General features: G+C 63.7%; 20 protein-coding genes. 13 read left to right on the forward strand and 7 right to left on the reverse strand.

Features of this window, described 5'->3' with window-relative positions; genetic code table 11:
- Both EN869_RS12595 and EN869_RS12600 read left to right on the forward strand, forming a co-directional pair.
- Positions 1–386, forward strand: a 386-nt coding sequence (locus tag EN869_RS12595) for an SIS domain-containing protein (RefSeq protein ID WP_135857432.1), incomplete at its 5' end; no start/stop codon positions are given.
- A 106-nt stretch (positions 387–492) separates the two neighbouring features.
- Positions 493–1,245: a DUF502 domain-containing protein gene (locus EN869_RS12600; protein ID WP_127226008.1), complete on the forward strand. Its 753-nt coding sequence runs from the start codon at positions 493–495 to the stop codon at positions 1,243–1,245.
- Here the strand turns inward: EN869_RS12600 and recG are convergent.
- Positions 1,197–3,305, reverse strand: a complete 2,109-nt coding sequence (recG, locus tag EN869_RS12605) for an ATP-dependent DNA helicase RecG (protein WP_127226009.1) — start codon at positions 3,303–3,305, stop codon at positions 1,197–1,199. The genes EN869_RS12600 and recG overlap by 49 nt on opposite strands.
- 92 nt (positions 3,306–3,397) lie before the next feature.
- On the opposite strand from recG, the gene EN869_RS12610 reads away from it, so the two are divergent.
- From EN869_RS12610 to EN869_RS12620, 3 genes are all read left to right on the forward strand, one after another.
- Complete coding sequence (locus EN869_RS12610) at positions 3,398–3,685, forward strand: succinate dehydrogenase assembly factor 2 (RefSeq protein ID WP_127226010.1); 288 nt, start codon at positions 3,398–3,400, stop codon at positions 3,683–3,685.
- 13 nt (positions 3,686–3,698) lie between these two features.
- Complete coding sequence (gene mfd / locus EN869_RS12615) at positions 3,699–7,196, forward strand: transcription-repair coupling factor (RefSeq protein ID WP_127226011.1); 3,498 nt, start codon at positions 3,699–3,701, stop codon at positions 7,194–7,196.
- Positions 7,197–7,408: 212 nt separating this feature from the next.
- A complete protein-coding gene (locus EN869_RS12620) occupies positions 7,409–8,782 on the forward strand; it encodes a 3-deoxy-7-phosphoheptulonate synthase class II (RefSeq protein WP_127226012.1) in 1,374 nt (457 codons plus the stop codon).
- 88 nt (positions 8,783–8,870) lie between these two features.
- Here EN869_RS12620 and EN869_RS12625 read toward each other — a convergent pair whose 3' ends face one another.
- Positions 8,871–10,304 carry a glycosyltransferase family 39 protein gene (locus EN869_RS12625; protein WP_245489427.1) on the reverse strand — a complete coding sequence of 478 codons (1,434 nt, stop codon included), beginning with the start codon at positions 10,302–10,304 and terminating at the stop codon, positions 8,871–8,873.
- Positions 10,305–10,642: 338 nt separating this feature from the next.
- Between EN869_RS12625 and EN869_RS12630 the strand changes: the two genes are divergently transcribed.
- The gene (locus tag EN869_RS12630; RefSeq protein ID WP_127226014.1) at positions 10,643–11,347 is read left to right on the forward strand and encodes a hypothetical protein; all 705 of its coding nucleotides are present in this window, start codon (positions 10,643–10,645) and stop codon (positions 11,345–11,347) included.
- Between the two features lie 49 nt (positions 11,348–11,396).
- Here EN869_RS12630 and EN869_RS12635 read toward each other — a convergent pair whose 3' ends face one another.
- The 3 genes from EN869_RS12635 to EN869_RS12645 all read right to left on the reverse strand — a co-directional run bounded on the left by EN869_RS12635 (position 11,397) and on the right by EN869_RS12645 (position 13,635).
- The gene (locus EN869_RS12635; protein WP_127226015.1) at positions 11,397–12,164 is read right to left on the reverse strand and encodes an RES family NAD+ phosphorylase; all 768 of its coding nucleotides are present in this window, start codon (positions 12,162–12,164) and stop codon (positions 11,397–11,399) included.
- Positions 12,124–12,501, reverse strand: a complete 378-nt coding sequence (locus EN869_RS12640) for an antitoxin Xre/MbcA/ParS toxin-binding domain-containing protein (RefSeq protein WP_127226016.1) — start codon at positions 12,499–12,501, stop codon at positions 12,124–12,126. The genes EN869_RS12635 and EN869_RS12640 overlap by 41 nt, the downstream gene beginning before the upstream one ends.
- A gap of 63 nt (positions 12,502–12,564) precedes the next feature.
- Positions 12,565–13,635, reverse strand: a complete 1,071-nt coding sequence (locus EN869_RS12645; protein ID WP_127226017.1) for a diguanylate cyclase — start codon at positions 13,633–13,635, stop codon at positions 12,565–12,567.
- A gap of 315 nt (positions 13,636–13,950) precedes the next feature.
- Between EN869_RS12645 and EN869_RS12650 the strand changes: the two genes are divergently transcribed.
- On the forward strand, positions 13,951–14,370 hold the full coding sequence (locus EN869_RS12650) for a GFA family protein (protein ID WP_127226018.1): 420 nt from the start codon (positions 13,951–13,953) through the stop codon (positions 14,368–14,370).
- 78 nt (positions 14,371–14,448) lie between these two features.
- The gene (locus EN869_RS12655) at positions 14,449–14,808 is read left to right on the forward strand and encodes a diacylglycerol kinase (RefSeq protein ID WP_127226019.1); all 360 of its coding nucleotides are present in this window, start codon (positions 14,449–14,451) and stop codon (positions 14,806–14,808) included.
- A gap of 22 nt (positions 14,809–14,830) precedes the next feature.
- Here EN869_RS12655 and EN869_RS12660 read toward each other — a convergent pair whose 3' ends face one another.
- On the reverse strand, positions 14,831–15,430 hold the full coding sequence (locus tag EN869_RS12660) for a DedA family protein (RefSeq protein WP_127226020.1): 600 nt from the start codon (positions 15,428–15,430) through the stop codon (positions 14,831–14,833).
- On the reverse strand, positions 15,427–15,990 hold the full coding sequence (locus EN869_RS12665; RefSeq protein ID WP_127226021.1) for a DUF1003 domain-containing protein: 564 nt from the start codon (positions 15,988–15,990) through the stop codon (positions 15,427–15,429). The genes EN869_RS12660 and EN869_RS12665 overlap by 4 nt, the downstream gene beginning before the upstream one ends.
- Positions 15,991–16,081: 91 nt before the next feature.
- Between EN869_RS12665 and EN869_RS12670 the strand changes: the two genes are divergently transcribed.
- From EN869_RS12670 to EN869_RS12690, 5 genes are all read left to right on the forward strand, one after another.
- Complete coding sequence (locus tag EN869_RS12670; protein WP_127226022.1) at positions 16,082–16,795, forward strand: DNA-3-methyladenine glycosylase I; 714 nt, start codon at positions 16,082–16,084, stop codon at positions 16,793–16,795.
- 122 nt (positions 16,796–16,917) lie between these two features.
- Entirely contained in the window at positions 16,918–18,597 is a 1,680-nt protein-coding gene (locus EN869_RS12675) for an NAD+ synthase (protein ID WP_127226023.1), read from the forward strand.
- 78 nt (positions 18,598–18,675) lie between these two features.
- Positions 18,676–19,032 carry a GNAT family N-acetyltransferase gene (locus EN869_RS12680; RefSeq protein WP_127226024.1) on the forward strand — a complete coding sequence of 119 codons (357 nt, stop codon included), beginning with the start codon at positions 18,676–18,678 and terminating at the stop codon, positions 19,030–19,032.
- 535 nt (positions 19,033–19,567) lie between these two features.
- The gene (locus EN869_RS12685) at positions 19,568–21,373 is read left to right on the forward strand and encodes an ABC transporter ATP-binding protein (protein ID WP_127226025.1); all 1,806 of its coding nucleotides are present in this window, start codon (positions 19,568–19,570) and stop codon (positions 21,371–21,373) included.
- Positions 21,374–21,477: 104 nt separating this feature from the next.
- Positions 21,478–21,738 (forward strand): hypothetical protein, encoded by a 261-nt coding sequence (locus EN869_RS12690; protein WP_127226026.1) that lies wholly within the window; start codon positions 21,478–21,480, stop codon positions 21,736–21,738.
- Positions 21,739–21,743 lie beyond the last annotated feature (5 nt).

Here is a 21,743-nt window from a genome sequence, read left to right on the forward strand (position 1 = left end):
GCGCGCTGAAGCTCAAGGAGATCTCCTACATCCACGCCGAGGGCTATGCCGGCGGCGAGCTCAAGCACGGGCCGATCGCGCTGATCGACGAGAACATGCCGGTGATCGTGATTGCGCCGCATGACCGCATTTTCGAAAAGACCGTGTCGAACATGCAGGAAGTGTCGGCGCGCGGCGGCAAGATCATCCTGATCACCGACGCCAGGGGCGCCGCGCAGGCCGGCATCAAGACGATGGAGACGATCATCCTGCCCGAGGTGCCGGAGATCATCGCGCCGATCATCTACGCGCTGCCGATCCAGATGCTGGCCTATTTCACGGCCGTCTTCATGGGCACCGACGTCGACCAGCCGCGCAATCTGGCGAAATCGGTGACGGTGGAATAGCGGGCTATGCCGCGTTCATAACAGGGCATTCTTTAAAAACTTCGCAGTTCCAAACCGGCTCGCGGTTCATTAATCTTGCGACGCAACATGCGCCGCGGTGAGCCCCATGTCCGACGCCCTGAAGACCTCTGGCATGACCCGGCTGAGGAACTATTTCCTGACCGGCTTCGTCGTCTGCGCGCCGCTGGCGATCACGGCCTATATCGCCTGGTCGCTGATCGGCTGGGTCGATTCCTGGGTGAAGCCTTATATCCCGGCCCGCTACAATCCCGATACCTACCTGCCGTTTCCGGTTCCAGGCTTCGGGCTGATTGTGGCGCTTATCCTGATCACGCTGATCGGCTTCCTGACGGCCAACATTGTCGGCCGCGCCATCGTCAATTTCGGCGAGCGGCTGCTTGGCCGCATGCCGCTGGTGCGCGGCATCTATGGCTCGCTGAAGCAGATCTTCGAGACGGTGCTGTCGAACAAGGGCGACATGTTCCGCCAGGTCGGGCTGGTCGAATATCCCCGCAAGGGCGTCTGGTCGCTGGTCTTCGTCGCCAGCGAGAAGGAAACCGAGATCAACCAGAAGCTCGACCAGGAAGGTGATCCGCTGATCGCGGTGTTCATGCCTTGCACGCCGAACCCGACCACCGGCTTCCTGATGTATGTGCATAAGTCCGAGATCGTGTTGCTCGACATGTCGATCGAGGACGGCGCCAAGCTGATCGTGTCGGCCGGCATGGTGGCGCCGGAGGCCAAGGCCAAGCTGGTGACGCTGAATGGCGAGCCTCTTGAGGGGCCGCTCGCCAATCCGGCGCTCGGCGCTCAGCCGGCGCGCAGCAGCCGCACCGCCTCGTCGCGGCCGAACAGGTAAAGCAACAAGCGCAGCGCCTCGCCGCGTTCGGATTGCAGTTCCGGATCGCGCGACAGGATCAATCTGGCGTCGTCACGCGCGGCTTCGAGCAGATCGGCGTGGAATTCCAGCCGCGCCACCTGGAAGCCGGGCGTGCCTGATTGGCGGGTGCCCAGCAACTCGCCTTCGCCGCGCAGTTTCAGGTCTTCCTCGGCGATGCGGAAGCCATCCTCGGTCTCGCGCATCACCGAGAGCCGGCGTTTCGCGGTCTCGCCGAGCGGCTCCTTGTAAAGGAGCACGCATGACGAAGGCTTGTCGCCCCGCCCGACGCGGCCGCGCAATTGGTGCAACTGAGCCAGGCCGAAGCGCTCGGCATGCTCGATGACCATGATTGTTGCGTCCGGCACGTCGACGCCGACCTCGATGACCGTGGTGGCGATGAGGATGCGCGTCTCGCCTTGCTTGAAGGCACGCATCGCCTCGTCCTTCTCCGCGCCCTTCATGCGGCCGTGCACGAGTCCTGTCCGGTCGCCGAACAGCGGTTTCAGCGAAGCAAAGCGATCCTCCGCCGACATTAGTTTTATTTCCTCGGATTCCTCGACCAGCGGGCAGATCCAGTAGATCTTCTGGCCTTCGGTGACAGCATCGCGCATACGCCCAACCAGCTCGTCCAGCCGTTCCATCGGCAAGGTCACGGTGCGGATCGGCTGGCGGCCGGCAGGCTTTTCAGTGAGCTTCGACACGTCCATGTCGCCGAAGGCGGTCAGCACCAGCGTGCGGGGGATGGGGGTGGCCGTCATCACCAGCATGTCCGGCGCGTCGCCCTTGGCGGTGATGGCGAGGCGCTGGTGGACGCCAAAGCGGTGCTGCTCGTCGACGACGGCCAGCACGAGATCGTGGAACGTCACCGTTTCCTGGAACAACGCATGCGTGCCGACCACGATGTCGATCGTACCGCTGGCAAGACCCTCCAGCGTCTCGACGCGCTCGCGCCCTTTTTCGCGACCGGTCAGGATGGCGAGGCGCAGGCCGGCTTTTTCCGCCAGCGGCGCGATTGTCGCCATATGCTGGCGCGCCAGGATTTCGGTCGGCGCCATCAGCGCCGCCTGGCCTCCGGCCTCTACGGCGCGCGCCATGGCAAACAGTGCCACCACCGTTTTGCCAGAACCGACGTCGCCCTGCAGCAGGCGCAGCATGCGTTCGGGGTCGGCGAGATCGGCGTTGATCTCGCCGAGCGCGAATTCCTGGCTGGGCGTGAGTTTGTAGGGCAGGGCGGCGCGCAGTTTCTCAACGATGTTGCCATCGCCGGTGAGCGGCCGGCCCGAAAGGCGGCGGATTCTCGCTCGCACCAGCGCCAGCGACACCTGGCCGGCCAGCAGCTCGTCATAGGCAAGGCGGCGCCAGGCCGAACCCTCGACGGCAACGTCGATCGGGTCCTTCGGATAATGGATGCGGGCGAGCGCGTCGCCGAAGGCTGGGAAGGTATGGCGGCGCATGAAGGCGTCATCCTGCCACTCCGGCAGTTCCGGCAGGCGGCCGATCGCTTGGCCGATGGCGCGGCGCAGCACCTTTGCCGACAGGCCGGCGGTGAGCGGATACACCGGCTCGACCAGCGGCAGGCCCTCGGCCTCGTCGATCGGCGCGATATGGTCGGGATGGACCATGGTGGGACGGCCGTTGAACCATTCCATACGGCCGGAGATCACGACGCGCTCGCCCTCGGGAAGCATCTTCTGCAGATAGGCGGCATGGGCATGGAAGAAGGTCAGCGCGACCTCGCCGGTGTCGTCATGGGCATAGACCCGGTACGGCACCGACCTGTTGCCGCGCGGCGGTGGCTGGTGGCGGTCGACGCGCACCTCGAGCGTGACGATCTGGCCCTCGGCCGACAGCGCGATGCCCGGCCGGTTTCGGCGGTCGATCACTGTGTTGGGCAGCACGAACAAAAGGTCGGCTGCGCGCGCGGCGCGATCGCCAAGGTCGGCCGGCACCACGCGCTCGATCAGCAAGCCGACCTTCGGGCCGACGCCGGCGAGCGAGGTGATCGGGACGAACAAGGGATCGAGGATGGAAGGACGCATCGTGTCAGCTTATGTCGCGAGCGCCGCAGCGCAAAGGCTGACACCGCTCTCTATCCACGCTATATGCGCCGCTTCAACAGGGATGCGGCGCCATGACCGGAACACTGCGACCAAGCGAGGGGCTTGACCCCCGTCGCCGCAAGCTTTTGTTCCGCTCCTGGCATCGCGGCATGCGCGAGATGGACCTGATCCTCGGTTCCTTCGCCGACGCCGAGATCGGCGCCTTGACCGGCGACGAAATCGACCAATATGAGAGACTTCTCGAAATTCCCGACACAGATTTTTTCCCGATGGTCACCGGCGAGCGCCCGGTTCCGCCCGATATCGATTGCGCGGTGCTGCAAAAGATCCTGGCGTCGCGCCGAACCATGACATTTTGAAAAACGCATATTCATGAGCCTCATCCCCACAATCGGCCTGCCGAAGGGCCGTGTCGGCCAGTTCACCGTCGACGGCGTCGCCGACGGCTATGAAGCCTTTGCCCTGGTGCAGGCGGTGCAAGAGATCGCGCCTGACAAGCCGGTGTTGTTCGTCGCGCGCGACGGCCAGCGGCTGCCGGCAATCATCGAGGCGCTTGCCTTCGCGGCGCCCGGCCTGCCGGTGCTGGAGCTGCCGGCCTGGGACTGCCTGCCTTACGACCGGGTGTCGCCCGGCGCCGATGCCGCGGCGCGGCGGCTCGACGCGCTTTCGGCGATGATCGCGCTGGCGAAAAAGCCGCATCGCGCGGTGATCCTCACCACCGCCAACGCGCTCCTGCAGCGCGTTCCGCCGGCCGAGCTGATCGAGGCGCAGACTTTCCACGCCAGGCCCGGCAACCAGATCGACATGAACGCGCTGATCGCGCGGTTGGAGACGTCCGGCTTCGAGCGCGTGCCGACGGTGCGCGGGCTCGGCGAATTCGCGGTGCGCGGCGGCATCCTCGATCTTTTCGCGCCCGGCTGGAGCGAAGCGCTCAGGCTCGACTTCTTCGGCGACACGCTGGAATCGATCCGTGTCTTCGACGTCGCCACCCAGCGCACCACCGGTCAGCGCAAATCGATGTCGCTGCAGGCGATGAGCGAGGTGGCGCTGACGCCCGAAACGATCAGCCGCTTCCGCCGCTCCTACATCGAAGCTTTTGGCGCACCGTCGCGTGACGACGCACTCTATGCCGCCGTCAGCGAAGGCAGGCGCTTTGCCGGCATGGAGCACTGGCTGCCGTTCTTCTACGAGCGGCTGGAGACGGTGTTCGACTATCTGCCGGATGCGCCTGTCGTGTTCGACCATCTGGCGCATGAGGCGCTGGCCGAACGGCACACACTGATCCTCGATCACTATGAGGCAAGGCGGAAGCAGGCGGACAGCGCGCTGAAGGACGCTGTGCCCTACAAGCCGGTGGCGCCGGACCTGCTTTATCTGTCGCCGGAGAATCTCAAATCCTCGCTCGGTCCGCGCGAAGATATCGACTTCACCGTCTTCGATGCCCCCGATGTCGGAGGCAAAAAGGTCTTCCATGCCGGCTCGCGGCATGGTCGGAGCTTCGCCGAGGAACGCGCCGACCCGAACATCAATGTCTTCGACGTGGTGGCGAAGCACATTGCCGATGAGCGCGCCGCGCGTCGCCGCGTCGTCGTCGCCGGCTGGACGGAGGGCTCGCTCGACCGGCTCGGCCAGATTCTGGCCGAACACCATCTCGGCAATCTGAAGCCGGTCGCGACGCTTGCCGAGGTCGAAAAGCTCGAACCGGAGCAGGCGGCTCTTGCCGTTTTGCCGCTCGAATCCGGTTTCGAGACCGACGAGATGGTGATCGTCGCCGAGCAGGATATCCTCGGCGACAGGCTGATCCGGCGTTCCAAGCGCAAGAAGAAGGCTTCCGATTTCATCGCCGAGGCCTCGTCGCTGTTTGCCGGCGATATCGTCGTCCACGCCGACCACGGCATCGGCCGCTTCATCGGCTTGCGCACCATCGAGGCGATCGGCGCGCCGCATGACTGTCTCGAAATCCACTATGCAGGCGACGACCGGCTCTTCCTGCCGGTCGAGAATATCGAGCTCCTGTCGCGCTACGGCTCGGATTCGACCGAAGCGACGCTCGACAAGCTGGGCGGCGGCGCATGGCAGGCGCGCAAGGCGCGGCTGAAGCGGCGCCTGCTCGACATGGCCGGGCAATTGATCCGTATCGCCGCCGAGCGGCAGATGCGTTCCGCGCCCGCCATGATCCCGGCCGAGGGACTCTATGGCGAGTTCGCCGCGCGTTTCCCCTATGAGGAAACCGACGACCAGCAGACGGCGATCGATTCCGTCATGGGCGACCTCGGCGCCGGTAAGCCGATGGACCGGCTGATCTGCGGCGATGTCGGCTTCGGCAAGACCGAAGTGGCGCTGCGCGCCGCTTTTATCGCGGCGATGGAAGGGTTTCAGGTCGCGGTCGTGGTGCCGACCACGCTTCTGTCGCGCCAGCATTTCAAGACCTTCTCGCAGCGCTTTTCCGGCCTGCCGATCCGCATTGCTCAAGCCTCGCGTCTGGTCGGCGCCAAGGAACTGGCCGAAACCAAGAAGGGCATTGCCGAGGGCACGATCGACATCGTCGTCGGCACGCACGCGCTGCTCGGCAGCTCGATCTCGTTCAAGAATCTCGGGCTCTTGATCATCGACGAGGAGCAGCATTTCGGCGTCAAGCACAAGGAGCGGCTGAAGGAGCTGAAGAACGACGTGCATGTGCTCACGCTGTCGGCGACGCCTATCCCGCGCACGCTGCAGCTGGCGCTGACCGGCGTGCGCGAACTGTCGCTGATCGCCACGCCGCCGGTCGACCGCATGGCGGTGCGCACCTTCATCTCGCCCTTCGATCCGCTGGTCATCCGCGAGACGCTGCTGCGCGAGCGCTATCGCGGCGGCCACTCCTTCTATGTCGTGCCGCGCATCAGCGATCTGGCCGAAATCCATGATTTCCTGAAGGAATCCGTGCCGGAGCTGAAGGTGGCGGTCGCGCATGGCCAGATGCCGCCGGGGGAACTCGACGACATCATGAACGCCTTCTATGACGGCCAGTACGACGTGCTCCTGTCGACCACCATCGTCGAATCCGGTCTCGACATCCCGACGGCCAACACGCTGATTATCCATCGCGCCGACATGTTCGGCCTCGCCCAGCTTTACCAGCTGCGCGGCCGCGTCGGCCGCTCGAAGGTGCGCGCCTATGCGCTGTTCACGCTGCCGGCCAATCGCAAGCTCACCGATACGGCAGAGCGCCGGCTGAAGGTGCTGCAGTCGCTCGACACGCTCGGTGCCGGCTTCCAACTCGCCAGCCATGACCTCGACATTCGCGGGGCCGGCAATCTTCTGGGCGAAGAGCAGTCGGGCCACATCAAGGAGGTCGGTTTCGAGCTTTACCAGCAGATGCTGGAGGAGGCCGTCGCCGAGGTGAAGGACACCGGCGAGGTTCAGGACGGCGGCTGGTCGCCGCAGATCGCGGTCGGCACCGCCGTGATGATACCGGAAAGCTATGTGCCGGACCTGCAGCTCAGGATGGCGCTCTATCGCCGCCTCGGCGATCTCGAAACCACCGAGGAGATCGACGGTTTCGGTGCAGAGCTGATCGACCGCTTCGGACCGCTGCCGGAGGAGGTGACGCATCTGTTGAAGATCGTCTTCATCAAGGCGCTCTGCCGCAAGGCCAATGTCGAGAAGCTAGACGCCGGCCCCAAGGGCGTCGTAATCCATTTCCGCAAGCGCGAATTCCCCAATCCGGTCGGGCTGGTCAAGTTCATCGGCGAGCAGGGCTCGCTGGCCAAGATCAGAGCCGACCACAGCGTCGTCTTCATGCGCGACTGGCCGAATGCGGAGAAGCGGCTGGCAGGGTCGGCGGTGGTGATGACGCAACTGGCCCGGCTGGTCGACAAGGCGGCGTAACAGCATCGTCACGAAGTTCCAATCGCACAGGACCATTCGCCACCACTGAAAAACCCGGCTAGAATAGGCAATCGGCTTCGTGTAAGGAGCCGCGACCTCGTAATGAGGATGGAGCGGCGTGCAAGCGCGCTCGCCGGTTTGTTTTGACGCAATTCCGATGGAAATTTCAGACCTTTCCCGGAGTTGCTCCTAAAGGGCGTTTGGGTGCAGCGATGACGAAATGGTCGCCGAATTCGTGGAGAGCAAAGCCGATCAAGCAGGTTCCGGCCTATCCGGATCCTGCGGCGCTCAAGGCCACGGAAGCCCAGCTTGCCACCTTCCCGCCGCTGGTTTTTGCCGGTGAGGCGCGCAAGCTGAAGAAGCAACTGGCGGCGGTCGCCGCCGGTGAGGCATTCCTGCTCCAGGGTGGCGATTGCGCGGAAAGCTTTGCCGAGCATGGCGCCGACAACATCCGCGACTTCTTCCGTGTCTTCCTGCAGATGTCGGTGGTGCTCACCTTCGCCGGCGCGCAGCCGGTGGTGAAGGTCGGCCGCGTCGCCGGCCAGTTCGCCAAGCCGCGTTCGTCCGACAACGAGACCAAGGCCGGCGTGACGCTGCCCAGCTACCGTGGCGACATCATCAACGGCATCGAGTTCGACGCCAAGTCGCGCATTCCGGACCCGGCGCGCCAGGAGATGGCTTATCGCCAGTCGGCCGCGACGCTCAACCTTCTGCGCGCCTTCGCGCAGGGCGGCTATGCCAGCCTGGAGAATGTGCATCGCTGGATGCTCGGCTTCGTCGCCGACAGCCCGCAGGGTGAGAAATACGAGTCTCTGGCCAACCGCATCACCGAGACGATGGAGTTCATGCGTGCGGTGGGCATCACGTCGGAAACCAATTTCGCGTTGCGCGAGACCGATTTCTACACCAGCCACGAGGCGCTGCTGCTCGGCTACGAGGAGGCGCTGACGCGCGTCGACTCGACCTCGGGCGACTGGTACGCGACCTCGGGCCACATGATCTGGATCGGCGACCGCACCCGCCAGCCCGACCATGCGCATGTCGAATATTGCCGCGGCATCAAGAATCCGCTCGGCCTGAAATGCGGGCCGTCGCTGACCCCGGACGGCCTGCTGGAGCTCATCGACCTGCTCAATCCCGAGAACGAGCCGGGACGGCTGACGCTGATCGCCCGTTTCGGCTCCGACAAGGTCGCCGAGCACCTGCCGAAGCTGGTGCGGGCGGTGAAGAAGGAAGGCCGCAGCGTCGTGTGGTCATCCGACCCGATGCACGGCAACACGATCGAGGCGGCCGGCTACAAGACGCGGCCTTTCGACCGCATCCTCAAGGAAGTGCAGACCTTCTTCGAGGTGCATCGCTCCGAGGGCACGCATCCGGGCGGCATCCATGTCGAGATGACCGGCAAGAACGTCACCGAATGCACGGGCGGCGCCCGTGCGATCACCGCGGAAGACCTGCAGGACCGGTATCACACCCATTGCGACCCGCGGCTCAACGCCGATCAGGCGATCGAGCTCGCCTTCCTGGTCTCGGATCTGCTCAAGAAGAGCCATCCGGTGCAGCACAAGCAAGCCGCCAACGCCTGAGCGAGGCCCGGACGCCCGTCATTGGGGGCGCTGGCGGTGATGCCGGCGCCTTTTCAATTCAGCTGGGCGGGTTCAATTGGGACTGCTGTCATTCCGGATCGGGCGGTCCAGCCGGGTCGCTTGGGAAACTGGCTCTGCCGGGAGGGATGACGGCGAAGCTGATCTCGATCGGCCGCCGTTTGAGCGACCACTGGAAAAGCGCCGTTTTAACCGGCAGGCCGGCAATCCACGCCTGCTGCAGCGGCGTGAGTTGCCAGCCTGTTGGCCATACCAGCAGCATGCCCTGGTCCCGCAGGCGCTGGTCCGTGATCCAAGGGGCAAGGCGCCTATCGAGGTTCGTGAAGATGGAGGGTTGGTCCGCAGCTTCCAGCCCGGCAAGCTGGGCCGCGCCGTCCTCGCCGCCGACAATGCCAAGCGGTCCGGGCACCGTCTCATGCCAGATCGCCTCGGCTGTCTGCGAGATCGATCGCGCCGGCCAGCACATCGGCTGCAGACGGCCGAGGACGTTGCAGCCTGTCCAGCGGGTAACCGCATAGGCGCTCGATACGCCGACCACGCAAAGCAGCGCCAGCAGTGTCAGCCGGCGCAATTCCGCGGGTCCCAGTCGCTGGCCCAGAAGCCCGATCGCCAGGGCCCCGACGAGATTGTACATCGTCGCGCCCCAGGACTCGCCGGTGCCGGTAAACAGCGAGGCGACCATGATCAGGAGCGCCGGCCCCAGACCCATCCATGCCAGGTAGACAACCGCGCGCCGCTCGGGGGCGGGGTGGGCCTGTACGGGTTCTCGCGTGGGGTCGGCCTGCCGTCGCAGCAGGCCGGAAAGGGCAAGAACGATAGGAAGAACGGCGAGCCCGGCAAGCTGAACGCCGATATAGTAGAGCCGGGCGCGATTGGCGAGCACCCAGGCGTTGCGATGCTCGGCATAGGTCAACGGCATGAAGTCGAGGCGGACAAGCTCAACCGCCAGCGGCGCCGCGACGCCGAGAAAAACCGCGAGGCCGAGCCATGGCCATGGGGTGGCGAGCCGGCTTCGGGCACGGCTGTCGTACAAGATCCAGATGCCGCCGAAGACGAGCAGCAAAGCTGTCGACAACTTGGCATAGAGCCCCAGGCCGGAAACGAGGCCGAGGGCGAGCCACCAGCCCGGCCGCCCGTCGCGCGCCGAGCGCCACAGCAGCCATGAGATTGCGGCCCAGAAGGGCATCTGCGCGTAGTCATGGTTGAATTGCGGGGTAGGCCAGCCGAAGAAGTAGATCGAGGGCATCAACAGCACAGCAGCGAGCGCGCGGGTCGAGCCCATGATGTCGCGCGCAAGCAGATAGACCAGAACGAACGTCGTCGAGATCATCAATTGCGACAGCGTGTATTGCGGCCAGCGAAACGAGCCCGTCAGAAGATGGCTGATCTCGAGCAGCCAGCAAGGCAGTTGCGGGTGCTTGTAGGTCAACAGCACCCATTCGCGGCCCCACATGAACCCCTCGACGACGTCGCGAGGCGGTCCGACATTGACGATCGCCGGCATGAGGGTCCAGCAAGCGATCTGGGTCAGGCATAAAAGCGCCAGCAATCGCCATGGGTGTCGGACCAAGCCGTTCCACACGGAAGGCAGGTTGCCTTCCGCCGCGCCCGTTGCGGGCCAAAGTTGAACGGATTCACTGCTTCTCGACATGCGGGCCTAAAATCACACCGGAGGATTGCTGAACAGTCCGATAGCAAAAGCTTACGAAAATGTATTCTTCCGCAACATTGTAAAACCAAGATTGCGATGGAACCGGTCGCCGGCGCTTCGGGCGGACCGGTCACTCGATCGTTGCCGCAGCCGGCCTGCGGCGCCGCGGTTCCAGCAATACAGGTTCCTCCATGCGCCACCAGCACGCCGTCATCCACCACCGTGGGCTCGACTTCTGGTCGGCGCGCGCGGCGGTTCTCGTCATCATCTGCCTGCAGCTTCTGGTCATCAACAACCTGTCTTTCGGTCCGCGCTGGCTGGCCCCGGCGGTCGAGGCGGCGCTGCTCTTGCCACTATCGATCGCGACGGCCTGGACGCAAATGCAGACGCGCACGGCCGTCGACCACGAGCATTGGTACGCGATCGGCCAACTCCGCCTCTATATCCGCCGCACGGCATTGGTGATGACCGGCGTGATCAGCATCATGAATTGCGGATCGCTGGTCTTGCTGGTGCGGGCCCTGCTTGAGGGGCATGCCGGCGCCGGCACGACGCTCCTCATCGATGCGCTCAACATCTGGGTCACCAACGTGATCGTCTTTGCGCTTTGGTTCTGGAGCACCGACCGGGGCGGCCCGCCGACTTGCGGCCTGGTCAAGCGGGCGCAGGCGGACTTCCTGTTCCCGCAAATGACGCTGCCCGACCGCGAGACCCAGGGCTGGCTGCCGGGTTTCGTCGACTATGTCTTCCTGGCTTTCACCAATGCTACGGCGTTCTCGCCGACCGACACCTTGCCGCTCACTCAGCGCGCCAAGTTGCTGATGATGGCAGAAGCGATGATCTCGCTGTTGACGATCGCGCTGGTGGCCGCGCGTGCGGTCAACATTCTGGCGTAGGTTTCAGATGAGGTCGGCCCGTCATGAACCTCGCTAGAGTTTTCCGGGTTCAGTGGCCGCGCTCCCAGCGCATGCCGGTCAGCCGAGGATCAGCAAAGGCGGTGCGTGAGAATTCGAGCCGCTTGTCGGGGAATTCGCAAATCGCCTGCAGGCCGAACGAGCCGATGCGGATGCGCCAGGTCTGCGGCTCCAGCGGCTTTGCCTTGGCAAAGCCCTTGCATGTCAAAAGCGCGATGTTGGCGCCCTTGGGATCGCGCACCGAGCGATAGCGGATCGCCTGCAGCTCGGCCTCGCGCGCGACGTCAGCGATCGCCTGACAGGCGGTGTAGTCTGTCGCGTGCGCCCAGGCCTTCTCGTCGCGATCGAGCGGCGGCCGGGTCAGATCGATCGCGCTGTCGCATTTGATCGCCGCGGCAAAGGCGGTGTATTCGGCCGCGTCGTTCGGCCATTGCGTCGCCGGCGATTCCGCGAAGAACAGCAAGCGGTAGAAGGCCATTTCGGCCACCGCCGTCAGCACCGTCTCGGCGGCATAGTAGACGCCTTTGGTCTTGCCGGCGCGGCGGAAGCGTGAGCCGTGCGGGTAGACGGAGCCATAGCGAAAGGGCGTCGCCAAAAGATAATGCAGATGGCGGCATTCCATCGGGATCCGCGGCTTGGTGTCCTCGATGAGGTCTTCCAGCAGCGCCTGCTCGTCGAGCGTGTCGACGAGCTTGAGGGTCGAAACGCGGTGTTGCGCCTCGACCATCCGCCAGTATTTGCCTTCGAGCCTGGCGGCCTCAGACGAGAGCGCGGCGGGAGTCCAGGTAGGCAATGACATCGACAAGTCCGGAAATCGTCAGGATTTTTTCGAGCGGCGTGCCATCGAGCGTGGTGTTGGGGTTCTTCAGCCATGCCCGGGCAACTGTCTCGTCGCCGCCAACAATGGCGTCAAGCGAGCGGAACAGGCGGACGAACAGCACCGCCAGCTCGAACGGCTTGGTACCGCGTTCAAGCAGGAATTCCTGCTTGCGCATGCGCGAGACCGTCGCTTCCGACACGCCGATGACCAAAGCGAGTGTCCTGGCGGTGATGTCGAGCAGGTCGGCCGCGCGCAGCGTGGCCTTGGTGATGACGGCGTTTTCGGCCGCCGCCGCGGCCGCGACTGGACGTTGCATGAGCGCACCCTTTCATTTCTGTGGAAAATATAGTCCACAAAAATTCATCTGGAAAGGGTCGTGTCAGTCTTTCTTGTAGAGCAGCCAGCCCTTGCCGGCCCGGTTGGCCGTGGCCGAGTGCCTTGTCACGCGGTTGCGGCCGCCGACCTTGGAGCGGTAAAGCGCCCGGTCCGCCTTGGTGTAGAGGTCTTCGGGGCTCTCCGCCTCCGATGCCATGCACACGCCTAGCGATACGGTGACGGTGCCGTAGTTGATGCCGGTCTGGCTGCTGGTGAAGGGGGTCTGCTCGATCAGGGCGCGGATGCGCTCGGCGATCTCGCAGGTGGCGTCCTCACTGGCGCCTTCGACGATCAGCGCAAATTCTTCGCCGCCGGTGCGCGCGACGAACATGTCGTGGCGGACGCTGGACTGGAAGATCTCGGCGATGATCTGCAGGATCCTGTCGCCGACTGGGTGGCCGTAGCGATCGTTTATGTCCTTGAAATGATCGATATCGGCCAGGATCAGGGCGTTGAACAGGATGCCACGATTGCTGTTGTAGATCCGGGTGATCTCCTTGTCGAAGGCGCGGCGGTTCCACAACTGCGTCAGCGGATCCGTGTCGGCAAGCCGCTTGTATTCTTCCAGCTTCGACTTGACGCTTTCAAGCTCCGCCGTCTTTTCGTTGAGCGTGCTGGAGATCTGGCGGTTGTGATCGAGCGTCGAATTGGTGGCGGCTGACATGGCCCCCGCAATCTTTTGCAGCAGTTCCTGCGAAAGCAGGCTGCGATTGCTCAAGCCGCTCGAGGTCTCGTCGAGGATTCGGCCGTATTTCTCGATATGGGTGCGCTCGTTGCGCAGCAGCGCGGCTATGTCCTCCAATTCCTTGGCGATCATATCGCGAGCGTGCTCGACGATGGCGGGGCCGTGGTGCTGCGGGAAAAAGGTGCGGCCGATACGGTCGAGATCATCCTGGGTCGGCCGGTTGCTCAACGAGACGACGGCAACGCTGAGCTCGTGATTGCTGCCGCTGAGCGCCTCGTAAAAAATCTCGTAGTTGCGCGGCATGCCGAGCACGCCCAACTGGCGCATCGTCGCCACGACCTGGCTGGCAATGTCGGCGTTTCTGTCAGTTGGAATGGCTGCCGGTTGCATATCGTCTTCACTGTCCCTTCAGTGCGACCGGAGACCTGCCACCGCCGGGAGTCGCTCACGCGGGGATTTGAATCGGAATTGCGAATGCGACGGCGCGTCCCCTCACGACCTCCGCTTGTGGGAACCATAAATGCAGTTGCGCTAAAGTTTCCTTAATGGCCCGCATTTCCTCATTGTCGTTGCTACCACAGGCTGTAGGCCGGTGCAGACGCAGCTTTTGAAACACGTCGCTTCGGTGTCGCATTTGCCTGTGCCCGGCCGCTGCAAAACTGGAATTCTATTTCGATCGGGAAGATGAATCCGAGGGAGACCGGAATGGGCGACAACCACGGTGGATCGTGTCTGTGCGGGGCGGTGCGTTTCAAGACGAGCGGCCCGTTGCGCGGCGTCGTCTATTGCCACTGCTCGCAATGCCGGCGGCAAACCGGCCATTTCGTCGCGGCCACCGCCTCCAGGGATGCCGATGTCGTCATAGAGGGAGCAGACGGGCTCACCTGGTACGGCGCCTCCGACGTGGCGAAGCGCGGCTTCTGCCGCACCTGCGGCTCGCTGCTCTTCTGGAAGCACAACGAGTTGGACACAATCTCCATCATGGCCGGCGCCTTCGAAAGGCCGAGCGGCCTGTCGGCGGAAAGCCACATCTTCGTCGGCGACAAGGGCGACTACTATTCGATCGAGGACGGGCTGCCGCAATTCGAAAAATCGGCACCGTCGATAAAGGTCGCGGACGGATGAATTTTGCGGTGGCTGCCTTATTCCATTGATCCCGCCGTTGCGATATCCCCTGCCGGTGACTCGCAAAGGGGCAGAGGCATGCAGCGGCTGATCGATGCTTTCGTCAATTCAGTTCGGGCCTTCCGCAAATTGGCCGCACACGAAAAGGCATTCCAGCAGGAACTGCTGTTGCTTGCGCTTGCCCTGCCGGCCGGCTGGTTCATTTCGATCTCCTGGCGCGGCTATGCCCTTTTGATCGGCGCAGTTCTGCTGTTGATCATGGTCGAAGTGCTTAACACGGGCATCGAGGCGGCCTGCGACGCGATCTCGCGCGAATTCCACATCGATATCCAGCTTGCCAAGGACTGCGGTTCGCTGGCGGTGCTGATTTCGATCGTGATCGCCGGCGGCGTCTGGGGCATCGCCGTCATCGAACGCCTTACCGGCGCGCCGATCTGATCCCCGCGGACCGCTTCGGCGATCAGGATCCAGCCTGATCTTCCCTGGCGCGTTCGCGCCCGGCAAAGTGATGGCCGACCAGCCAGGCAATGACTGCGACTACGACGCCAACGCCAAGGGCGATGAGCAGGCGCTCATGGCGTGCAAACGCCTGGCCCACCATTTCCTCCGCGCCGAGACCGAAGACATAGCCGATGCCGCTGAACAGGGCCGCCCAGACCGCTGAAGAGATGGCGTTCAGGACAACGAAACGGGGCATTGGCACCGTCGACAGGCCGGCTGCGATGCCGCCGACCAGACGCATGCCGTAGATGTAGCGGTTGGTCAGCACAAAAATGTTGGGATGAGTATTGAGCAGGCGATAGGCGCGGCTGAAGCCTGGCCGCCTGCGCAGCCTTCTTACATAGCGATGCTCGGCGAAGCTGCGGCCGAGGGTGAAGAAGAACGTGTCGCCGGCGAACGCGCCGATGAAGGCGGCGAGGAAAGTCTGCCACAGCACGAAGACATGCTGATGGGCAAAGAAGCCGCCAAGGATCGCGGCACTTTCGCCTTCGGCCACACAGCCCAGGAAGACCGCGATCAGCCCATATTGCTCGATGAGGTGATGGATGGTCTCGTTCATTCTGTTGCGGGCCGCGCCGACAGTTTTTCGTCGATACGCTTGATCTGTTCGGCCATGCGCAGGATTTCGTCGCGCATGCCGATGATCTCGCTGTGGCGCAGTTCGTCGAGCTTTTCATGCAGGGCCATGATCTCGATCTCGGCCTTCAGATTGACTTCATAGTCATGCGCCGCGTCGATGCGGTCGCGCTCGGTCTGGCGATTCTGCGACATCATGATCACCGGCGCCTGGATCGCCGCAAGCATCGACAGCACGAGGTTGAGGAAGATGAAGGGATAGGGGTCGAAGGCGTCGCGCGTGAGCAGCCAGGCGTTGCCGGCAGTCCAAAGAACAAGAAAGCCCAGGAAGCCGAGGATGAAGGACCAGGAACCGCCAATCCTGGCGATCGTGTCGGCGACGCGGTCGCCATAGGTCTCGTGGAAGGCGACGGCCTTGTTGGTGTCGCGCGTGATGGTGGTGCGCTCGAGCGTCGACTGAAGCACGCGGCTCTCAAGCGGGCCGAGACCTTCCGGCTTTCGCTTGAGCAAACGGTTCGCCATGTCCTCGACGATCTTGTTCATTGGTCCTCTCCTTCGCCCGGCATCGACTAGACGTAGAGGCTGCCGGGCCAGACGTGAAGTGCTAGATTGCGGCGAACAGGCGAGGACAAAGATGCTCGATTTCCAGAAAATTCATGCACGGGCGGCAAAGCGAAAGGGAGGCGAGGCGGTGCTGGCGCCGCTGCTTGGTCCTGCGCCCGACAATAAGGCTGTGGCGAAAGTCCCCGACGATCGCATTCTCTCCACCATGGCCGAGCGCATCTTCGCCGCAGGCTTCGTGTGGCGCGTCATCGAGCAGAAATGGCCGGGTTTCGAGGAGGCCTTCCTCGGCTTCGAGCCGAAGCGGCTTCTGTTCCAGCCGGACGATTTCTGGCACGAACTGGCCTCCGACAGCCGCATCGTGCGCAACCCCCAGAAGATCAAATCGGTGCGTGACAATGCGGCTTTCGTCGATCGCGTCTCGAAGGAGCATGGCAGCTTCGGCAAGTTCATTGCCGGGTGGCCCGCGGACGATCAGGTCGGCCTGACCGCCTATCTCGCCAAGCATGGCAGCCGGCTGGGCGGCAACACCGGACAGTATTTCCTGCGCTGGCTCGAATGGGACACGTTCGTCGCCTCCACCGACATGGCGGCAGCCTTGCGCGATGCCGGCCTCGATATCGCCGAGAACCCGACCTCGAAGCGGGATCTCGACAAGATCCAGGCGCAGATCAACCAGTGGTCGGCCGAGACCGGCCTGCCGCGCCGCCACATATCGCGGATCCTGGCGATGTCGATCGGCGAGAACCGGTCGGTCGAGGCGCTGCGCGAGTATATGGGCGACTAGGCCGAGCGCTCGGCCAAGCAGGACCGAGCTCAATCGGGATACGATCGACATCCGTCGATCGATCCTATTTGGCCCAAGCAATGGCCATTGCGGGGCGATTTCTGCCACGCTACATCCGTTCCATGACCAAGACCGCTCCCGATATCCTGCGCATCGCCGTTGCCCAGCTCAATCCGACTGTCGGCGACGTCGCCGGCAATCTGGCGAAGGCGCGCGAAGCGAGGGCGGACGCGGCGCGGCAGGGTGCCGATCTGGTGCTCTATACCGAGCTCTTCCTCGCCGGTTATCCGCCGGAGGACCTGGTGCTGAAGCCTTCCTTCCTGAAGGCCTGCGAGAAAGCTGCCGAGGATTTCGCCAGGGACACCGCCGATGGTGGGCCCGGCGTCATCATCGGCACGCCGCTCAAGCGCAAGAGCGGCACGCATAATTCCATCGTCTTCGCCGATGCCGGCAAGATCATCGCCGAACGCTACAAGCTCGATCTGCCGAACTACGGCGAGTTCGACGAGAAGCGCGTCTTCCAAGCCGGGCCGGAGTTGCAGGGGCCGATCAATTTCCGCGGCGTACGCATCGGCGTCCCCATCTGCGAGGACATCTGGGGCGATATCGCGGTCTGCGAGACGCTGGCCGAAAGCGGCGCCGAGATCCTTCTGGTGCCGAACGGCTCGCCCTATTACCGCGCCAAGATCGACGTCCGCCACCAGGTCGTCATCCGGCAGGTCATCGAAACCGGCCTGCCGATGATCTATGCCAACCAGCTCGGCGGCCAGGACGAGTTGATCTTCGACGGGGCTTCCTTCGCCATCGGCGCCGACAAGACGCTTGCCTTCCAGATGAGCCAGTTCGAGGACGCGGTCGACGTCACCACCTGGAAAAGAAAGGGAGACACCTGGGTCTGCTCGGAAGGCCCGATGTCGAAGATCCCCGACCGCGAGGAGGCCGACTACCGCGCCTGCATGCTCGGCCTGCGAGACTACGTCAACAAGAACGGTTTCAAGAACGTCGTGCTCGGTCTCTCCGGCGGCATCGACTCGGCGATCTGCGCGGCTTTAGCCGTCGATGCACTCGGCGAAGAGCGGTTGCGCACCGTGATGATGCCCTATCGCTACACGTCGAAAGATTCGCTGAAGGACGCCGAGGACTGCGCGCGCGCGCTCGGCTGCCGCTACGACATCGTGCCGATCTCCGAGCCGGTCGAAGGCTTCAGGCACGCGCTGACGCAGCTCTTCGAAGGCACCCAGGAAGGCATCACCGAGGAAAACCTGCAAAGCCGCGCCCGCGGCACCATCCTGATGGCGATCTCGAACAAGTTCGGCTCGATGGTCGTCACCACCGGCAACAAGAGCGAGATGTCGGTCGGCTACGCTACACTTTACGGCGACATGAATGGCGGCTTCAATCCGATCAAGGACCTCTACAAGATGCAGGTCTATGCGCTTTCGCGCTGGCGCAACGCGCATGTGCCGCCGGGTGCGCTTGGGCCCTCGGGCGAGGTCATCCCGAAGAACATCATCGACAAGGCACCGTCGGCGGAACTGCGCGAAAACCAGACCGACCAGGATTCGCTGCCGCCCTATCCGGTGCTGGACGACATTCTCGAGTGCCTGGTGGAGAACGAGATGAGCGTCGACGACATCGTCGCGCGCGGCCATGACCGGGCGACGGTCACGCGTGTCGAGCACCTGCTCTACATTGCCGAATACAAACGCCGGCAGGCAGCGCCCGGCGTGAAGATCACGCGCAAGAATTTCGGCCGCGACCGCCGCTACCCGATCACCAACCGGTTCCGGGATCGTCTCTAATCCTGAGCATGGTGTCGTCCGAAAGCCGCTTCACACTTTTCGGCACCATGCTCAACGTTCAGATCGCGGCAGCGGCGCATGCAAGACATTGAAATCAGCTTCGACCCGTCGCGGATCGATTTCCGGGCGACCTCCGACCAGCTCATGCAAAGCTATTGGGGCGCGTCCCGAACCGACGAGGCGCATCGCCGCGCCTTCGACAACTCGCTTTGCGTCGCCGCCTATCTGGACGGCAAGCAGGTCGGGTTCGCCCGAGCGATCACCGACTACACCGTCTTTGCCTATGTTGCCGACGTCATCATCTGGCCCGAGCATCGCGGGCGGGGGATCGGCAAGCGGCTCGTCCAGGCGCTGATCAATCACCCTGAAGTCGGCACGGTGACGCATTGGAGCCTTTCGACCGACGACGCCCACAGCCTCTACGAGAAGCTCTGATTCAAGGCGTCGACCGACGGACGCTACATGCGGCTGGATCGCAACCCGGCAGCTTGAGGGCTTAAAAGCGTCGCGTTGAAACGGATTCAGGTGACGCGCTTTAAGTCTTTGTTTTGACGCATGTCGTCGTCCCAGAACCGCCGCGCGGCTCTGGGCAACACGCATATGCCCGCACAACCCGCCGTTGTTGCAAATCCGTCGCAGTGGTTGGGCCAGATGGCGTTTTGACGATAGGCCGGCTTGGCGATCGGGTGACGCCTCCCTATAAGAGCTTCTCCGCGATTCCCTTCCGGGAGGACCGTATGGCAGGATTTGACACCGTTACGCGAGGCCGCAAAGCCTAGGTCGCTCGGGCTGTCCGAAGACTTTTCGGGGAGCCGGACGCAGGACAGGCATTTGCCGCTGCCGGTCGCTGCCTTTGGGCGGACGGCCTGCCATGCTGAACCTCCCGTTTTCCTATGCGCCGCAAGGCCCGGACGCGGGTTTTCCAATTTGATTTTACCGGGACCGGGCTCTTTCGCGCCCGGATGACATTATGGCTCGTTTCAAGATCGACCTGCGCGCCGGCGCCTTTCGTAGCGTGCTTGGCTTTGCCTTCAACCACTGGCGCCGTCAGCCGTGGCGGCTTTCGCTCATCATGGGCGCGTTCCTGCTTTCGACGCTGGCCGACGTGCTGACACCCTTCTATTCCGGCCGCCTGGTCGACGCGGTCGCCAGCGGCGCTGGAACCGACGCGCTCGCATGGAATGCGGCGATAGCGGCGTTCTCGACCCTGATGGCGCTGGCCCTGGCAGGCGTCATGCTGCGCAATGTCGCTTTCCTGTGGATCGTCGAGCTGACGCTGAAGATGATGTCGGACATTGCCGCCGATGCCTTCCATCGGGTGCAGCGCTTCTCGACGGACTGGCATGCCAACAGCTTCGCCGGGTCGACGGTGCGCAAGATCACGCGCGGCATGTGGGCGTTGGACCTTCTCAACGACACGATCCTGATCGCGCTGTTGCCGTCGCTCGTGATGCTCGTCGGCTCGACGCTGCTGCTCGGCTGGTTCTGGCCGCTGATGGGGGCCGTGGTGGCGGCCGGTTCGGTGCTGTTCATTGCGGTCACGACGAAGCTGTCGCTCGGCTATGTCGCGCCCGCCGCACGGCTTGCCAACAGCTGGGACACGCGGCTGGGCGGCTCGCTGGCCGACGCAGTGAGCTGCAATGCCGTCGTCAAGGGTTTCGGCGCGGAAGCCAACGAGGAAGCGCGGCTGGCACGCGTCGTCGCCAAATGGCGGCTGCGCACCGGCCGCACCTGGATGCGCGGCACCGCCAACGGCTCCACGCAAGGCGTTCTGCTGCTTGTCATGCGCGCCGCGGTGATCGGCCTTGCCCTCATCTTGTGGGCGTGGGGCCAGGCGAGCGCCGGCGATGTCGCCTTCGTGCTGACCTCGTTCTTCGTGCTGCATGGCTATTTGCGCGACATCGGCACGCATATCCGCAACCTGCAACGCTCGATCAACGACATGGAGGAACTGGTCGACTTCCAGTCCGAGCCACTCGGCATCGAGGACCGGCCCGGCGCGCGGCCGATCCGGATCACCGATGGGCGCATCGCCTTCGACAAGGTGACGTTCCACTACGGCAATCACAGGCTGCCGCTCTACCGCGATTTCTCGGTCGAGATCGCGGCCGGTGAACGCATCGGGCTGGTCGGGCATTCGGGCTCGGGCAAGACGACCTTCGTCAAGCTGATCCAACGCCTCTATGACGTGAATGCGGGGCGGATACTGATCGATGGGCAGGACATCTCGCAGGTCGCGCAGGCGTCGCTGCGCAGCCAGATCGCCATCGTCCAGCAGGAACCGATCCTGTTCCACCGCTCGCTGGCCGAGAACATCGCCTATGCGAGGCCGGGGGCCAGCCAGGCCGAAATCGAGCATGCGGCGAAGCTTGCCAGCGCGCACGACTTCATCGCCAACCTGCCCAAGGGCTACGGAACCCTGGTCGGCGAGCGCGGCGTGAAGCTGTCGGGCGGCGAGCGTCAGCGCGTGGCGATCGCGCGCGCCTTCCTGGCCGATGCGCGCATCCTGATCCTCGACGAGGCGACGTCGAGCCTCGATTCTGAATCGGAGGTGCTGATCCAGAAGGCGATGGAGCGGCTGATGGTCGGGCGCACGACGCTGGTCATCGCGCACCGGCTCTCGACGGTGCGGGCGCTCGACCGTCTGCTGGTTTTCGATCGCGGCCGTATAGCCGAGGAAGGTTCGCATGACGAACTGATCCGGCTCAATGGCGGCATCTACCGCCGGCTGTTCGAGCGTCAGGCGCTCGAATTGACCAAGGGGCTCGTCGGCTGAGAAAGGACAGCGCCCGTCGTCGGCCGGGCGCTGTCAGCTGTCCGGTGCCGCGTGGATCCGCGTTCGCAAGGCGCACCCTCGGATGCGGCCCAGGCAATCCGAAATTGCAACCGCGCTCGCGTTATGCGGCAGGCGTCGTGCAAGGCGCTATTCAAATTCCTTTCTACTTGTCGAGTTTTGAGTCTTTCATTCGCAGCATCGGTAAAAATAAATTCGTCAAAGCAACGGCTTACGTGAATTTACAGAAAAGCAAATCCGATGGGGTAGATGCTGCTCTGCTGGAGATTTGTTTCGTAGCAATGCCGATCACAGGAGATCTCCTTTGCGAGCCGCAGGATTTCGCCGGTGCAGTGGGCCTCGCATAGGCACT

The organism is Mesorhizobium sp. M2D.F.Ca.ET.226.01.1.1, from assembly GCF_004022705.2.
In the GTDB taxonomy this organism is placed as follows: Bacteria; Pseudomonadota; Alphaproteobacteria; order Rhizobiales; family Rhizobiaceae; genus Mesorhizobium.

Excerpts from the sequence above, each read along its gene's own strand:
- EN869_RS12680 (WP_127226024.1), top strand. The coding sequence starts at position 18,676 with ATGCAAGACATTGAAATCAGCTTCGACCCGTCGCGGATCGATTTCCGG.
- EN869_RS12620 (WP_127226012.1), top strand. The coding sequence starts at position 7,409 with ATGACGAAATGGTCGCCGAATTCGTGGAGAGCAAAGCCGATCAAGCAG.
- recG (WP_127226009.1), bottom strand. The coding sequence starts at position 3,305 with ATGCGTCCTTCCATCCTCGATCCCTTGTTCGTCCCGATCACCTCGCTC.
- EN869_RS12635 (WP_127226015.1), bottom strand. The coding sequence starts at position 12,164 with ATGTCATTGCCTACCTGGACTCCCGCCGCGCTCTCGTCTGAGGCCGCC.
- EN869_RS12660 (WP_127226020.1), bottom strand. The coding sequence starts at position 15,430 with ATGAACGAGACCATCCATCACCTCATCGAGCAATATGGGCTGATCGCG.
- EN869_RS12670 (WP_127226022.1), top strand. The coding sequence starts at position 16,082 with ATGCTCGATTTCCAGAAAATTCATGCACGGGCGGCAAAGCGAAAGGGA.
- EN869_RS12600 (WP_127226008.1), top strand. The coding sequence starts at position 493 with ATGTCCGACGCCCTGAAGACCTCTGGCATGACCCGGCTGAGGAACTAT.
- mfd (WP_127226011.1), top strand. The coding sequence starts at position 3,699 with ATGAGCCTCATCCCCACAATCGGCCTGCCGAAGGGCCGTGTCGGCCAG.
- EN869_RS12675 (WP_127226023.1), top strand. The coding sequence starts at position 16,918 with ATGACCAAGACCGCTCCCGATATCCTGCGCATCGCCGTTGCCCAGCTC.
- EN869_RS12685 (WP_127226025.1), top strand. The coding sequence starts at position 19,568 with ATGGCTCGTTTCAAGATCGACCTGCGCGCCGGCGCCTTTCGTAGCGTG.
- EN869_RS12665 (WP_127226021.1), bottom strand. The coding sequence starts at position 15,990 with ATGAACAAGATCGTCGAGGACATGGCGAACCGTTTGCTCAAGCGAAAG.
- EN869_RS12655 (WP_127226019.1), top strand. The coding sequence starts at position 14,449 with ATGCAGCGGCTGATCGATGCTTTCGTCAATTCAGTTCGGGCCTTCCGC.
- EN869_RS12625 (WP_245489427.1), bottom strand. The coding sequence starts at position 10,304 with ATGCCGGCGATCGTCAATGTCGGACCGCCTCGCGACGTCGTCGAGGGG.
- EN869_RS12640 (WP_127226016.1), bottom strand. The coding sequence starts at position 12,501 with ATGCAACGTCCAGTCGCGGCCGCGGCGGCGGCCGAAAACGCCGTCATC.
- EN869_RS12630 (WP_127226014.1), top strand. The coding sequence starts at position 10,643 with ATGCGCCACCAGCACGCCGTCATCCACCACCGTGGGCTCGACTTCTGG.
- EN869_RS12650 (WP_127226018.1), top strand. The coding sequence starts at position 13,951 with ATGGGCGACAACCACGGTGGATCGTGTCTGTGCGGGGCGGTGCGTTTC.
- EN869_RS12610 (WP_127226010.1), top strand. The coding sequence starts at position 3,398 with ATGACCGGAACACTGCGACCAAGCGAGGGGCTTGACCCCCGTCGCCGC.
- EN869_RS12645 (WP_127226017.1), bottom strand. The coding sequence starts at position 13,635 with ATGCAACCGGCAGCCATTCCAACTGACAGAAACGCCGACATTGCCAGC.